This window comes from Chamaesiphon sp., from assembly GCF_041737865.1.
Taxonomy (GTDB): domain Bacteria; phylum Cyanobacteriota; class Cyanobacteriia; order Cyanobacteriales; family Chamaesiphonaceae; genus Chamaesiphon.
In genome coordinates this window covers 13,939-29,356 of sequence record NZ_JBGSQZ010000140.1, presented here as the reverse complement: position 1 = coordinate 29,356, position 15,418 = coordinate 13,939, and the positions used below count along the sequence as shown (strand labels likewise).

At 44.0% G+C, this 15,418-nt stretch carries 12 protein-coding genes and 1 pseudogene; 7 read left to right on the top strand and 6 right to left on the bottom strand.

Translation table 11 applies throughout. From position 1 onward, the window contains the following. Positions 1-129: 129 nt before the first annotated feature. From ACEW9J_RS10010 to moeB, 3 genes are all read right to left on the bottom strand, one after another. On the bottom strand, positions 130-621 hold the full coding sequence (locus ACEW9J_RS10010) for a 2TM domain-containing protein (RefSeq protein WP_373544976.1): 492 nt from the start codon (positions 619-621) through the stop codon (positions 130-132). 121 nt (positions 622-742) lie between these two features. Continuing rightward, the gene (locus tag ACEW9J_RS10005; RefSeq protein ID WP_373544975.1) at positions 743-949 is read right to left on the bottom strand and encodes a DUF2839 domain-containing protein; all 207 of its coding nucleotides are present in this window, start codon (positions 947-949) and stop codon (positions 743-745) included. Between the two features lie 480 nt (positions 950-1,429). Next, on the bottom strand, positions 1,430-2,602 hold the full coding sequence (gene moeB / locus ACEW9J_RS10000) for a molybdopterin-synthase adenylyltransferase MoeB (RefSeq protein WP_373544974.1): 1,173 nt from the start codon (positions 2,600-2,602) through the stop codon (positions 1,430-1,432). 443 nt (positions 2,603-3,045) lie between these two features. On the opposite strand from moeB, the gene ACEW9J_RS09995 reads away from it, so the two are divergent. The 3 genes and pseudogenes from ACEW9J_RS09995 (at position 3,046) to ACEW9J_RS09985 (ending at position 5,214) form a co-directional block, all read left to right on the top strand. After that, positions 3,046-3,735, top strand: a complete 690-nt coding sequence (locus ACEW9J_RS09995) for a helix-turn-helix domain-containing protein (RefSeq protein ID WP_373544973.1) — start codon at positions 3,046-3,048, stop codon at positions 3,733-3,735. After that, on the top strand, positions 3,728-4,066 hold the full coding sequence (locus ACEW9J_RS09990) for a transposase (RefSeq protein ID WP_373545065.1): 339 nt from the start codon (positions 3,728-3,730) through the stop codon (positions 4,064-4,066). The genes ACEW9J_RS09995 and ACEW9J_RS09990 overlap by 8 nt, the downstream gene beginning before the upstream one ends. A gap of 78 nt (positions 4,067-4,144) precedes the next feature. Then, a pseudogene (locus ACEW9J_RS09985) lies at positions 4,145-5,214 on the top strand (ISKra4 family transposase). A gap of 373 nt (positions 5,215-5,587) precedes the next feature. On the opposite strand, the gene ACEW9J_RS09980 reads toward ACEW9J_RS09985, so the two are convergent. Both ACEW9J_RS09980 and ACEW9J_RS09975 read right to left on the bottom strand, forming a co-directional pair. Continuing rightward, the gene (locus ACEW9J_RS09980) at positions 5,588-5,860 is read right to left on the bottom strand and encodes a hypothetical protein (RefSeq protein WP_373544972.1); all 273 of its coding nucleotides are present in this window, start codon (positions 5,858-5,860) and stop codon (positions 5,588-5,590) included. Positions 5,861-6,170: 310 nt separating this feature from the next. Then, positions 6,171-8,021, bottom strand: coding sequence for a DUF4114 domain-containing protein (locus tag ACEW9J_RS09975; RefSeq protein WP_373544971.1), 1,851 nt, complete (start codon positions 8,019-8,021; stop codon positions 6,171-6,173). A 408-nt stretch (positions 8,022-8,429) separates the two neighbouring features. Between ACEW9J_RS09975 and ACEW9J_RS09970 the strand changes: the two genes are divergently transcribed. The 4 genes from ACEW9J_RS09970 to ACEW9J_RS09955 all read left to right on the top strand — a co-directional run bounded on the left by ACEW9J_RS09970 (position 8,430) and on the right by ACEW9J_RS09955 (position 12,405). Next, positions 8,430-9,905 carry an alpha-amylase gene (locus tag ACEW9J_RS09970; protein WP_373544970.1) on the top strand — a complete coding sequence of 492 codons (1,476 nt, stop codon included), beginning with the start codon at positions 8,430-8,432 and terminating at the stop codon, positions 9,903-9,905. 223 nt (positions 9,906-10,128) lie between these two features. Next, positions 10,129-10,677, top strand: a complete 549-nt coding sequence (locus ACEW9J_RS09965) for a DUF1003 domain-containing protein (protein WP_373544969.1) — start codon at positions 10,129-10,131, stop codon at positions 10,675-10,677. Positions 10,678-10,751: 74 nt separating this feature from the next. Further along, positions 10,752-11,462 carry a DUF1003 domain-containing protein gene (locus ACEW9J_RS09960; RefSeq protein ID WP_373544968.1) on the top strand — a complete coding sequence of 237 codons (711 nt, stop codon included), beginning with the start codon at positions 10,752-10,754 and terminating at the stop codon, positions 11,460-11,462. After that, positions 11,446-12,405 carry a YegS/Rv2252/BmrU family lipid kinase gene (locus ACEW9J_RS09955; protein ID WP_373544967.1) on the top strand — a complete coding sequence of 320 codons (960 nt, stop codon included), beginning with the start codon at positions 11,446-11,448 and terminating at the stop codon, positions 12,403-12,405. Before ACEW9J_RS09960 ends, ACEW9J_RS09955 begins: the two co-directional genes overlap by 17 nt. 152 nt (positions 12,406-12,557) lie before the next feature. On the opposite strand, the gene ACEW9J_RS09950 is transcribed toward ACEW9J_RS09955, so the two are convergent. Beyond that, a complete protein-coding gene (locus ACEW9J_RS09950) occupies positions 12,558-15,380 on the bottom strand; it encodes a M16 family metallopeptidase (RefSeq protein ID WP_373544966.1) in 2,823 nt (940 codons plus the stop codon). Positions 15,381-15,418: the final 38 nt, after the last annotated feature.

Here is a 15,418-nt window from a genome sequence, read left to right as displayed (position 1 = left end):
ATCGAAAAATCCGGCTGCTATTAACAGCCGGATTTTTAGGTACTGATATCTTCGATCGGCAGATCGGGGCAAATAGCATGAAACTAAAATAATAATGCGTACCCAGCCCCGTTCTTTGCTGACAGCATATCAAACGAATTTATCAATCAGTCCAGTAATCGATTTTTGGATCTTTTGTTTGCGTTCCCAATTTTGAAATGCACGATTGTATCCTTGACCCTGACTTTGATAAAATAACTTCCAGGCATCTAACCCAAAACCCATCCCCCAGAAAATCAATATATATAAAGACCAAGGTACGCCGAATCCAGTCAGAAAGTTTAAGGCGACCAAACAAGTATTAGTAATCGTATATCTGCCTAATTTAGCTTGAAATCGCAATTTACGATAAGTATCAAATTCTTTAAACTTCTCGCTCGCACTCTGTTGCGTCAGCCACTTAGTTTCGGCTAGCTTGAGCGTCTCTGGCGCAATCCGTAATTCATCAGCAATTTCTAATATCTGTGCGTAGGACAACTCTGCATCTGTACTAGGATACTGAGCCAGCGCGATGTTTAGGATCTGTTGGACATCTTCCTGGCTATAGGAGCGAGTCAAGGATCGTTCTTCTGAAGAGTTCATATCGATCGATCGAACCAATTATTAAGTAGGTGAATAAATAAATATCTACATTTATTATGACATCTAATAACCAGTGACATAGGTAGCGATCGCTACCCTAATTACCGTACTCAGCACTAGTCTAACCCACATTTTTCCACCAGCCGAAAGTCGGCCCAATCAGGCGTACCATCAGCCAGCCGAATACCAATAACCCAATCCCAATCCAAGCGCCTTTGGTACTGACTCTCACAAATTCTGTTGATTGAGTTACCGTCAGTGGTAGCCAAGCAACAATCCGTTGTGCTTCAGGTATTCCAGTTTCTTTCCGTCGCTTTGCGTCACCCATAACTATCCCTCAATTTACTCTACACTCACTGAATCTAGATACTATTTATGTTAATTGTCAAGGAGCCGCAACTTATTTTAATTAATTTTACCAAATACCGCCCCGACTTCTAGCTACTCCCTTCCCGCTCTAAGACTATAGATTAGGCTCTGTGCTTTATCCTCTGCGCTCTTTGTGCCTCTGCGGTTCAAAACTAAATCTCTGGATGAGTAATCGAATCGTGGTGAGATCTATATTCTTCTGGCGGGAAGGGAGTAGAAGTCGAGGCGGTATTGCGATTATCAACTACTTGCACTGTTGGCGTTAGCCTGGGCGTAGATCTAAGGGTACCCACAAGCGGCGAAAACGACGCCGAATAAAAAAACGGCAAGACGGGGCACCCCTACAGGTGAATTGTGTAGGGGTGCCCCTTGTGGGTACCCTGGATCTGTACTAAGCACTAGTAGATTTAGACTGGTGCAAGATGTGAGTCAACTGAATTTAATACTCCAGTACTGAAGGATCTACTTCCCGACTCCAAGCCTGAATGCCACCTTTAACATTGGTTCCTTCAATTCCAGCTTCCTTGAGGATGGTCAGAGCTTTCGCCGATCGACCACCCATCTTACAATGAGCGATGAGGCGATGACCATTAAGAGCGGCTAGTACTGCTTCGATCCCTTTACCATCTTCGATATCCGGTAGCGGAATCAACACCGAACCAGGAATTTTGGCAATATCGTACTCATTAGGATTGCGAACATCAATTAAGACAAAATCATCAGCACCACTGTCGATAAGCTGCTTGAGTTCCGTCACAGTCATCTCTGCTAACATACTCTGTTGTTCGGCTTCAGCCGCCTGAGCTTGAGGAATTCCACAGAACTGTTCATAATCGATTAATTTCTCAATTACCGGACGGACGGGATTGGGGCGAAGTTTTAACTCGCGGAACTTCATCTCTAGGGCATTGTATAGTACCAACCGACCGCTGAGAGTAGTCCCCTGACCGAGGATAATTTTGACCGTTTCCGTCGCCTGAATCACCCCAATAATCCCAGGTAGAATGCCTAAAACACCACCTTCTGCACATGAAGGTACCATCCCTGGTGGTGGTGGCTCTGGATATAAATCGCGATAGTTTGGCCCACCCTGATAGTTAAAGACTGTCGCCTGTCCTTCAAACCGGAAGATCGAGCCGTAAACGTTGGGTTTGTCTAGCAAGACACAAGCATCATTGACTAGATAACGCGTGGGGAAATTATCTGTCCCATCCACGACGATATCGTAAGGACGAATGATATCTAAGGCATTAGCCGAACTCAACGCTGTGTTGTAGAGATCGACTTGACAGTAAGGATTGATTTCATGAATCCGATCTTTCGCCGATTCGATTTTGGGTTTACCCACCCAAGAAGTGCCATGAATGACTTGACGCTGGAGATTGGAATGGTCAACCACATCAAAATCTACAATCCCCAGCCGACCAACGCCAGCAGCAGCAAGATAGAGTAATAATGGCGAACCGAGTCCCCCCGTCCCGACACAGAGGACGCTAGCAGCTTTGAGGCGTTTTTGACCTTCTAGACCGACTTCGGGGAGGATGAGATGCCGCGAGTAGCGGGCATATTCTTCAGGTAATAACTGGATTTCATCCAGGTTCGGATTGAGCATAGCTAGTTTAATTAAAGCTGATGATTGGTGATTTCAACAGCGATCGCCAAGAGGTTTGGTATCTAGAAACTAACTAGCACTCTGACCGTCGCCGACTGGTCTACAGGTACAAGGATTTAGATTTGAACACTGTCTACCAAACTGATAGCTATCATTCTACATTGTTTGCGGAGCATCTTCACAGTAGGATCGATCTGGTCAAAGCCCTACCTCAGAGCATTGGTGAGTTACGGCTTGCGCCTAACACACCCTACATTAACCTAGCTTTTTGTCTAAGATTGCTATGTGAAAATAAGTGTAGTCGGGAACGTAACTACATACAATTTGAAGTAAAAAGTTATGTTTGTTTATAATCAATCAAATAAGTACATATAGCAATCCTATTTGAGAAGATTGTTTTATAGTACAATATTATTTAACTCTCGATCGACAATATTTAAGTAATGGATAATCCACTAATAAAACAGCAAGAAGAATACAACAGAATAACCGATCTGGTGAATTTGATTAAGAGCAATCCAGATCCGAGAGAATTAAAGAGGGCATTGGCTATTAAAATGTCGATAGAGAGACAATCAGATGAAATAATAACACAAATATTAGGCGTAAGTAAAAGTTTTATCAGAGATTGGAAGAAAGCTTTCAAAGCTGAGGGAATAGCAGGAATCAAGCTAGGATATCAAGGGGCAAAAGGAAAATTAACGAGCGAGCAGAGAATCGAAATAATTGAGTGGTTAAAAAACAAAGACTACTGGCATTTAGATGAATTAATGAACCATTTAGAAGATAAATATGATGTTGTGTACAAGTCAAAGCAGAGTTATTACGATCTATTTGAGCAGGGGAGAGTTAGTTGGAAAAGATCTCAAAAAGTTAACCCCAAATTTGATGAGGATCTCGTAAAAAAAAAGAGAACAGAGATTAATAATTTTCTAGCTAAACACAAGACAGAGATTGAATTAGGAAAGATGGTAGTAGTCTTTATAGATGAGTGTCACTTGCTCGGTGGAGATGTTTGTGGGTATGTATGGGGAGAAACTAATGCCAGGATAGAAGTTCCTATCAAAAATGAAAAAGATCGACAAACTTATTTTGGAGCACTTAACTATCAAACTCTCATAGTTTATCATTGAAGCTTACCCAGCAGGTAATGGTGAATCAACAGTTAAATTTGTCAAGAATTTACAACGCAGATATCAGCACAAAAAAATCGTGTTAATTTGGGATGGAGCTAGCTACCACAGATTTGGCGAATTTAGAGAATATTTAGCCCAGGTAAATCAGGATAAGTTACCAGACGACCTAGAAGTTACTTGTATTTTGTTTGCTCCAAATGCACCCCAACAAAATCCGGTTGAGGACATTTGGCTACAAGGGAAAAACTTCTTGAGAAAACACTGGTATTGGGAGCATCCCACTTTTTATTCGATCGAGACAGATAAACCTTTTGTACTAGTGAGGTAACTAATAAATTTACCTCTGGATCGAGTAAATCGATCGTAATGTTGAGATAATTAGAGCAAGTAAATTTAAGGTAATGTGATGACCCCAGAAGAACAACAAGCAATTGAAGCACACAGTCAAGCTATTGCTGAAATTTTGTATAGAAATACAGCAGTAGAGCAACTAACTAGCTTGGGAAAAATAGAAGAAGTGGTACGAGATGCCATGCAAGAACATGTGATGCCAGGAGTGGGATTTTTTTTATCAAAAGTGTCACTAGAGAAAGTAGTGGATACAAAAGACAAATCAAAAGCATAATTGGGGAACTAGTAATTACTAGCAAGCAAGCGGAAAAGTTGGATTTAAAAAGTCACTCACAAATTAGTCCATACTTAGAAGCATGTTGTTTAAGAATAAGCGCATCAATTTCTTATGAAAGGACAGCAGAAGAAGTAGAATACCTCACAGGTATGAAAATATCAAAAAGTGTGCAACAAAGATTGATTCACAGACAAAAATTTGAATTGCCATCTGCTGAAGCACCAGTCTCAGAAGTGAGTGTAGATGGGGGAAATGTTCGAGTCCGAACACTAAAAGGAGAACCGTGTAGCTGGAAAGGATACAAGGCCGCAGTCTTACACGATCGACAAGCAATTGCCAGCTCATTTCAGGAAAACGAGAGCATAATTAATTGGATAAACAATCAAAATTTAGCACCAATCATTACTTGCTTAGGGGATGGACATGATGGAGTTTGGAATATTATTAAAGAACTTGCACCCGATCGTGAAAGAAGAGAGATTCTTGATTGGTTCCATTTAATGGAAAATCTTCATAAGATTGGAGGCTCTAATCAAAGATTATTCACAGCTAGAAGTCTATTATGGCGAGGAAAAGTTAATGAAACTATTGAATTATTTAGTGACTGTACTCTCAAACAAGCTGAAAATTTTTGTGCTTATTTAGAGAAACATCGTCACCGCATAATTAATTATGACTATTTTCAAGCGGAACAAATTTGTTCGATTGGCTCTGGCGCGATCTAATCTACAATTAAACAGATTGACCGTCGCACTAAAATATCTGGGGCGCAGTGGAAATTTGAAAATGTTCCTCAAGTGCTAGCCCATCGCTGTGCCTACATTAACAGATTAATTAGCGATCGCTAATTAAAAAGTGGGATGCTCCCACTGGTATTTATGTAAACACTTTTGGGCTATTAAAAAGCTGTTTGAGTTGTTCTATGACTGTTCAAAATTTGATTTTTCCAAGATCGATCGGTACCATTTTTCTCAGGAACTCAATTAGGATCGCTATATAAGCTGTCAAACATTTAAAACACTCTTTGTATCCTCTAGAAACCTTAACGTAAGGGATTCAGTCAAAAAATTTAGATGTAAAACAGCTTAGCAGTCCTAAATGATTCATGAGATTTATTCTTCGGTGCGTTACCCTGCGGGCTAACACATCCTACGAGCTTCTTACCGTAGGGTTTGTTATCACGATAGGGTAACACACCAGAGTCGATGTAAATCTCACTAACTAAAAGCCAAAGAAGTTTTTAGTCTTTTTAGTGATATCTTTTGCAGACTTTTCGACAGCCTTGACGTTGTTATCAGCAGTAACTTTAGCCTTTTCTAAACTATTTTTAGTAGATTGACTATCATCTTTTATGGCTGATTTTACCCGATCTATTTCTTGATTTTGTTTGTTATCAACTTGCTCGATCGAGCTAGAATTATTATCGACAATGTTAGGAGCGGCGATCGCAGGTGCAATACCGAAAGCCATACCCTGCCAGATGATACCCATCATAAACAGTACGGATATCGCTTGTTTGCAATAGGATTTGATAGTGGCGATTAGATTCATACGATCGAATTGTAGGAGATTAGTTAGCACGATCTAAAATTTATTTATCTTAAATCGTCAGATAAATAAAACTATCGATTTAAGTATTATGACTCGATCGTCGATAGGACATTATCAGGATATGCTGAAGTCAGTTAAGGTTACAATATCTTGACTAAATTCTTAATACTAATAGTTGATAGTTAGATGGCATCAGCAAAGTTCGATCGATGCTGATGCCATCTGGAATCGATAAAAATTCAGTTGTCAATTATCAAGCAACAACCGTTTGCTGTTTGAAAGCAACATTGATAACTACGTCATTGAAATCGCGATCGCCACCACCATACATATCCTCGAAGCCAAAGGTATTGTTACCCAACAAGCGGAAGTGATCGAGTTTGTCAGGGTTGGCACCGAGATAGTTGAAGTAAGCATGAACTACAGTACCGTCGCCACCATTGGTAGGATTCTTGGTCGTAAAATCATTAAATGTACCTTGAGCGATGACTACAGGCGCATAGATCTTGCCACCATCGATATCTTGGTTGAGTTTGCTATCAGTTTTACCTGTTTGTAGCAGCGCACTTTTGACAGCTTCGATCGCATAGTTGGCATCACCAGGCTTGAAGGTACCATTGGCAGTTTTGATAGTACCGTTGGTATCTTCAACAGCATAGAAGCCGATCGAATTGTTATAGGCGGCATCGCTGGTAGTAGTAATATCGACTTTGAACGCACCAGCAGAACCCGTCAGATCGAAGATCCGTCCTTGTGCTAACCCTTGAGATTTGGCTCCAGGGGGAGTATTGGGGGTAAGACCGTCAGTGTTTGCCATATTCAATACCAGTTCGTCATTATTGACTGATATTAGGTAGCCAGCATTTTGTCCTTTGGCTGTGATTTTGAATGGACTATTGCCATTGGTATCGGGCGATGAGAATAAGACATTAGTTGGTGTCTTACCCCCAGCGATCTGTTGTTGCAAATCTGCGATCGATCCATCCTGGACTTCAAATAGTTGATATGTCTTGTTGGGATCTAGGGCAAGTTCTCGTTTACCTGTACTGAAGAAAGTACCACCCAAGGTTGAGAAGATCGATCGAGCTGAGTCAGTTACCGCTTTAAGATAACCTGCGGCACCAGGGGCGATCCCACCAATACTGCCACTCGTATCATCGACAGCAAAGATCCCGATTTCGCTAACTTTATTGGTTGGTTTTTGGATGACAGCATTGATGCCAAAACCTTTAACCGTGGTACCAGTTACAAATAGGTTTTTGGTGAGGCTGACTCCCAGGAGCGGAGCGGGTGTCGGTTCTATAACTGGCGGTACAACTGGAGGAGCCGTAGTAGTAAGAGTGAAGCTTTGAGTCGCGTCAGGATTGCTACCGACAGTCGGATCGTCTACATTTACAACAGCACTAAAGCTAGTTTTGGTGGATGAGTTTAGTACTGTCCCAGCCTTGAGAGATAGAGTATTACCAACGATTTCAAAGCTATTGGCATCAGTTCCAGCTAGGCTAAGGTTATTGGTACCGATACCATCATCGGTAACAGCAAAGTCAGCAATTTTAATCCGGCTAGCGGTACTAGTGTTGTTAACCAGGCTAGCCACTGTATTGCTAAAGACAATTCCTGTCGGTGCGAGATTGACGGGTGCAGGTGGTACAGGAATGGTGAAATTAGATACAACTCTCAAGTTATTGTCTCTAGTGACATCATTTACCAGGGTGTTCTTGACAATTGCCAGTGGGGTGGTACCAAAGTAGACAATTGTATCGTTACCAACTTGCTGGGCGGGGACATCACTAACTTTAGTACCAGTTACCACATCGACTTGGATCGCATCTTCATCTGGATTGAAGTCAGTGATGATATTGGGTGCGTTGGGGAGTTTGATTCCTGACAGCTCAAACAAGTCAAAGTCAGCTCCCCCAGTCAGGGTGTCATTTTGATAGCCATAGAGCGCGTCATCACCATCGCCACCATTTAAAGTATTGCCACCAGCTCCGTAAAAAGCCACCAAATCATCGCCGCCACCTAGACCATTTAGGGTATCACCAGTGCGACCGCTATCGATAAATAAGATATCTCTGCCAGCAGTTCCATTCTTTATCGTCATTTTAATCTTCTCAGAGACAATCGGGTGTTGGACTCAAAATTGCAATCTAGTCGCTCGCCAAGGTCGATCGCTTAGATCTACTTGGCGTGTACTACTAAATACGCGGTACACGGCAAGTATATCTGAAAAAGCCGAGTTTACAAACTTTCTTTCTGAGCTGACTACTTGGCGATCGATTGCCAAATTGCCGAGCGGTTGCATTAGTTACCGATCTCGGAATGCTCTGTCTTTAGATAGACTTTTGGCGGCTAATTATTCGGTCAACAGATAGAGACTCAGTGCCGTTACCAAGCTTCACAAATGCCCCAAATGCCCGATAGACAAAGCGGTATGAATCCATAGAGAATTAATGATGATACGGTTCTTACCTTTATCCAAATATTAACCTCTAAAAAAACAAATAAAGTCATGTCCGACCCTAACGGTGTAATGATGCAGTATTTTCACTGGTACAATCCAGATGATGGTAGTCTCTGGAATCAGGTCGCCGAAAAAGCTAGTGAGTTGGCAGCAGCAGGCATTACCGCACTATGGCTACCACCTGCGTACAAAGGGACAGGAGGTGGCATGGATGTCGGCTATGGAGTGTATGACATCTTCGATCTCGGCGAGTTCGATCAAAAAGGCTCGGTGCGGACTAAATACGGCACCAAAGCCGAATATGTCAAAGCCATCAAAACCGCCCAACAAGCTGGCATCCAAATCTATGCCGATATCGTCTTCAACCACAAAATGGGTGCAGACAAAGCAGAAGAGGTAGAAGCGACTCCATTCGATCTGGAAAATCGCAATCAGCCAATTGGTGAATATCAGAAGATTGAAGCCTGGACGCATTTTACATTTCCTGGAAGGGACGGCAAATACTCCAGCATGGAATGGCATTGGTGGCATTTCGACGCGATCGATTACAATGCCAAAAACGAGGGAGAATCAGCAGTCTATCTGCTCAAGGGCAAATCTTTCGATGAAAATGTTGACTTAGAAAAGGGTAACTTTGATTACCTGATGGGTTGCGATCTCGATATGCAGAATCCCGAAGTAGTCGGCGAACTCAAGCATTGGGGCGAATGGAATCAGGATACTACCAATGTCGATGGCTTTAGATTTGATGCTGTCAAACACGTATCAGCAGAGTTCTTTCAGGATTGGGTGCAACACGTTCGCCACTATGCCAAACGCGATCTATTTGCAGTCGGTGAGTATTGGTCTTATGAAGTAGATGCGCTGCACCATTTTATCGAAACTACTGAAGGGAAAGTTAGTTTGTTTGATGCACCGCTCCACTATAACTTCCACGTTGCTAGTCAAGAAGGTGAGAATTACGATCTGACCAAAATTTTTGATAATACATTGGTGCAGCAACAGCCAGCATTAGCTGTCACACTGGTCGAAAATCATGACTCTCAGCCGCTCCAGTCACTCGAATCGATCGTCGAGTCGTGGTTCAAACCTCTAGCTTATGCGTTGATTTTATTGCGGGAAGCTGGATATCCCTGCATCTTTTATGGCGACTATTATGGCGCACACTACAAAGACAATAAAGACGGTACTGACTATGAAATCTGGATGGACTCTCATCAGTTCTTAATTGACAAGTTCCTAGATGCTCGTAAAAAATCTGCCTATGGCGAGCAGCATGACTATTTCGACCATCCAAATACGATCGGGTGGACGAGATTGGGCGATGAAGAGCATCCTGGCGGTGTAGCTGTGGTGCTCAGTAACGGTGAATGGGGCACTAAATGGATGGCAATCGGACATCCCAATTGCACTTATATCGATATCACCGAGCACGTCAAAGAGTCAGTCACCACCAATGATGATGGGTGGGCAGAATTTCGCTGTAACGGCGGATCGGTATCAGTTTGGGTAAAACAACAATAGACCCAAATCGAGTGTCAATTGACAGTTAAGTCCTGCTCCGATCTGGAGCGGGACTTGGCATCTGGCTACGATGTCACACTCAGCACGATCGCTAGTTAAATAACTAAGTACCTGTACAGAATTAATTACACACTGGCAATTCTCAAATCTTTTACTTAGAAGATGTTCAAGCAAAATCTTGTGTAATTAATTATGTCTAACTACTTATATAAAATTAATATAAATGAAAACCAATCCAAATAATCTAGATACTAGTTTGGGCACAGCCGATCGACAACAGCAGCGAAATATGCCGATCGAATCCGAAGTTCGCCCCGAACATATCATCAAAAATGTAGAAACGATCGATAAGTATCACACTCAAAATCAGCAAAAGATCGCCGCCGACCACCGGATCTTAAACAAAATTGCGGCTTTTCTAGCTCGTCCTGGATTTCTCTACTTACAAATCGGATTTTTTGCTGTGTGGATCGGCTGCACCAATCTAGCGGAGCGAAATCTAATTGCCAAGAATTTCCCGCTGTTCGATTTGCATCTGCATGGGCTAGAAGTGGCGTCTTTACTCATCACCACTGAGGTACTGATCGCCCAAGCTCATCAGGAAAAAGTGGCTGAAGAGCGATCGCATCTGATGTTGCAGCTCAACCTCGTCACTGAGCAAAAGATCGCCAAATCGATCGCCTTGCTCGAAGAACTGCGTATCGATTTACCCAATGTCAAAAATCGCTATGATGTGGAGGCCCAAGTGATGCAACAAGCCAGTGACCCCTAAACAATTTTGGAGGTGATCCAACATGTTTCCGAACAATCTCCTGACTCGGAGCTAGAAACAAAAATAGTTAGCACTTGAATCTAGATATTTATTGTGAATTAGTTAATCTTCGATCGCCACCAGCCACAATGACCGCAAAAATGCACCAAGATTCAGTCAGTCGCGATATTTTAGGAGTGAAAGTTCAGCAAGCTGTTGTCACCGAATTGCTTGAAGAGTCAGTCGAATCCGACGCGGCTGTGCCCGAACAAGTACTCAGAAATATCGAAACAATTACTAACTATTTAGAACGCTCTGAGCAAAATGTACCGATCTCGCAACGCATACTCGACAAAGTTGTCAGTGTATTTGGTAAACCGCAATTTCTGTATTTCCAAATCTTATTTTTCACGATTTGGGAAATCTGCGGTCATTTAGTCGATCTCGGTATATTGCCAGCTAGTTTTCCGCAGATCGATCTGCGCGCAGAGTGGTTGGATTTGGCTGCATTATTTATATCGACGGGAGTCTTGGTATCCGAAAATCGCCAGGAAAAGGTCAACGAAGAGCGATCGCATCTGGTGCTCCAACTTAATCTAATTACGGAACAAAAGATCGCTAAGTTGATTTCATTAGTAGAAGAACTGCGTACCGATTTGCCCAATGTCAAAAATCGTAACGATGTTGAGGCCGAATTGATGAAACAAGCAACTGACCCCCAAGTAATTTTGGAAGTAATTCAAAAAATTTCCGAACCATCACCCATTTCACCGCTGGAGGATCTACTCGATGAAACGCAAAATTAGTCTAATTTTTAACCCTGTTGCCGGACAAGGTAATCCCGAAGCAGATCTCGCCACGATCGAATCTCTACTCAGTCCAGAAATCGACCTAGATGTAGTCATCACTACAGCCGACTGCGAACCTGGAGAACTAGCGAAAGCGGCGATCGATCGCGGTGCTGAGGCGATTATTGCCTCTGGGGGTGATGGTACGCTCTCCGCTGTGGCGGCTGCTCTGATGAGTTCTAAGATCCCACTGGGCATCATTTCACGCGGTACTGCCAATGCTTTTGCCAATGCCCTGGATCTACCCACCACGATTCCTGAGGCTTGTGAAGCTATCTTGGCAGGTAATACCAAGGTAGTCGATATGGCTTGGTGTAATGGTTTGCCGATGGTGTTGTTGGCTGGAATTGGGTTTGAAGCTGAAACGGTGAATTTAGCCGATCGGGATGCCAAAAATCGGCTGGGGATGCTGGCTTATGTCCTCGCTGGACTCAAGCAAGTGGGCAAGTTTAACCAGTTTGAGGTCGAAATCGAGCTGGAAGACAAAATTGTCGCGGTCTCTGCAGCGGCGATCACCATTGCCAATGCTGCTCCAGCTACGTCAATTTTGGCTCAAGGGTCGGCGGGAGTAGTATTTGATGATGGAATGCTCGATCTGACGATCGTCGCACCTGCTACACCTCTAATCGCGATCGCTACTGCCTTCGATTTGCTCAGTTCCACACTACGCGGTGAAGCCTCCGATCGAGAGGATGTCGGTTTCTTGCGAGCGAAGCGATTTAAAGTAACGACCAACCCGCCCCAGAAGGTGGTATTGGATGGTGAGGTAATTGGTAATACCCCTGTGGAAGTCGAGTGTATTCCTGGTGGTTTGACTGTATTTGCGCCCCAAGTGGAGGAGGTGCAGCCGCTGGAAAAGTTGGAGGGCTTGCCAAATCTCAAAGTTGAGATGAAAGATTAGGGAATCTCGATCGCCCCGTTTTTGTTGAAGATGGTATCGCGATCGCGGTTGGCTTTCACAATGTTACGGAGATCGAAGAACGGTTGAGGGTGACAGCATCAAAATCAAAAAAAAGTAGGGACAACTGATGAATTGCCCCTACTTTTAGCCGATTACTTTTTGGGTGGCCCGGCGGTAATTACCACTAATCGATCGGGTTGAATCAATTCTTTGGCAACTTGGTTGACTTGTTCTAATGTCACAGCTTGAATTTTCTTGGGAAATTCGCTAATTTCATTAGGATTTAAACCGTAGACAGCATTACCGAGGGTAGCTCCGGCGATTTCGTCAGGAGAGGCGAGTTCGACGGTGTAGTTACTGGAAATGCTGCGCTTGGAGTTGGCAACTTCGGCGGCAGTTACGCCTTTGGCTTGCAAGTCTTTCAACAACGCGATCGTGCTTTGAGTGGCTTTGGGAGCATCTTCTGGTGAAGTCTGCATCGAGATGATAAATGTGCCCTGGCGTTTACCAGCAGCAAAGCTACTGTAGATCCCGTAGGTTAAACCCTGTCTGTCGCGAATTTCGGTACCGAGACGGCTGGAAAGGGTATCGCCACCGAGGATTTGATTTAAAACTAAGGCTGAATAATAGCGCGGATCTTTGCGATCGATCGCCTTATTGCCCAGTAGGGTAATTGCTTGGGTTTTCCCTGGGAGTGAGGGACTAAGTAGGATCTGTTTGGCAGGTAGTTCGACTACTGGATAGTTGAGTTTAACTGTCTGGGCGGTAGTTGACCATTTGCCCAAGTTAGTTTCTAGTAAGCGTTGGACATCTGCTACCTTAAAGTCACCGACGATCGCTAAAATCGTGTTGCTCGGTAGATAGTGTTGACGATAAAAAGCTTGCAGATCCGCCGCTTTCAATCCTGTCAGCGTTTCGGCTGTAGGAAAGACGGTGAAGGGGTGCCCTTTGGGATAAATCGTCTGCTGGAACTTGCGCCGCGCCACACTATTGGGGCTATCCAATTCTAGTTTCAGGCTAGTCAAAGAGCGTTGACGGCTGAGGGCAAATTTGTCTTGAGGGAAGTTAGCATTTTGGACTACATCACCCAAGGTTTGGAGGAGGATGGGCAAATCTTTAGACAGCGCATTACCACCGAGGCTGACACCTTCCCGACTCGCACCAAAACCTAGCCCAGCACCACGACTTTCGAGTGTTTTGGCGATTGCTAGAGCTGTCTGAGTTTTTGTCCCACTCATGATGTTTGCGGCTGTCAGAGTTGCCAATCCAGCTTTTTGAGGATTGTCGAATTCTGTTCCGGCTTGGATACTCCCAGTCAATGTTACTGTCGGCGTACTGGTATCGGGCAGCAAAAATACCCGCAATCCATTCTTGAGCTTCACCTCTTGGGGCAGAGCTTGAGTTTGACTGGTGGTATCTGGATCTAGTGGGGGGAGATATTTTGCGAGTTCAGCAGGGTCTACTGGGGCACCTGTGCTGAAATTCTCGGCTGTTTTGCCGTCTTTAGCTGCTGGTGCAGATTTTCCGGTGATTTGGGTAGGTTGAAAGTTGCCGACAGTTTTGAGATCTGCTTGAAGATATTTTTTGGCTACCCGTTGGACATCTGCGGCGGTGACACGTTCGACTCCCGCCAGATATTTATCGGTAAATTGATAATCTCCAGTAGTGGTTTGATCGTTCCCTAGTTGTCTGGCTTGACTATTGATATCGCGATTGCCCAGGAGATAGCCAGCTTTGAGTTGAGCTTTGGCGCGGGAAATCTCGCCGGATGTGACTCCTTTTGTTTGGAGCAATTTAATCTCTGTCGCGATGGCGGCTTCTAGTTTGGGGACGGATTTGCCGACTTCGACGATTGACGAAATCTCGTACCAACCACCTGCGGCAAGGTTGGCTGCACCACCATCGATACTAGTCGCGATCCCTGTTTCGACGATCGATTGATACATCCGCGAACTGCGCCCTTCAGTGAGGATATAATTCATCACATCGATCGCGGGTACGTCGGGATCGGTAGCTTGAGGTAAGGGATAAACCTCGCTCGCGATTTGGGTACTACCTGGCTCTTTGAGCGTAATCCGACGAGTCGGTGCAGTTGCAGCCGTAGTTGCAGGTTGAACGACTTTGAGTTCCCGACGCGGTACTTTCCCAAATGTCTGCTGAACTTTAGACATCAGACTAGCTGTATCAAAATCACCCACAACTACTAATGTGGCGTTATTTGGTGCATAGTAAGAATCATAATAAGACCTGACTTGCTCGACTGTAAATTTTTCGACATCTGCTTTGGTACCGCCGACAGTCAAACCGTAGGGAGTATTCGGAAAAGCGGCGCGTTTTACAGCTCGATCGAGTCGATAACTAGGGCTATTTTCATAGCCTTGGAGTTCGGAAATCACGACCCGTTTTTCGCCAGTAAGTTTCTCAGTATCGATCGTCGAATTCTGCATTCGATCGGCTTCTAATGTCAACAGACTGCTAAGTTTGTTTTTCTCAACCGTCCCAAAATAAGCTGTCTGATCGTAACTAGTAAAGGCATTAAAACTACTACCTAAAGCTGAGAACAATCGCCCAAATTGGACGGGACGATCTTTAGTACCTTTGAATAACATATGCTCCAATTGGTGAGCGATGCCATTCACTCCAGGAGCTTCATCTCGCGAACCAATTTTGTACCATACCTGGACTGTCACCACAGGTGCACTCCGGACTTCTTTAGTTAAAATGGTCAAACCATTTTCTAAAACTGTCTTTTTGACATTTGCCGTTAACGTGGCTGGAGCCGCAAGTACTGTCGGGGTTTTGCTAGGCTGTGCAGGCGTTTGGGCAATCTCTGAGCTGATGGCTGTCACCACCGCTGGCTGAGTAGACATCGCTGTCTGTGGGGATGCTAATACCGCGCTCAAGCACACACTAAATAACAACATCCCAAACCGATATCGTCGCCACACCACCCAAAAATCTCTAACTTTGAACATATTTATCCTGAATATTTGCAATTGATGCACTAGCAAGT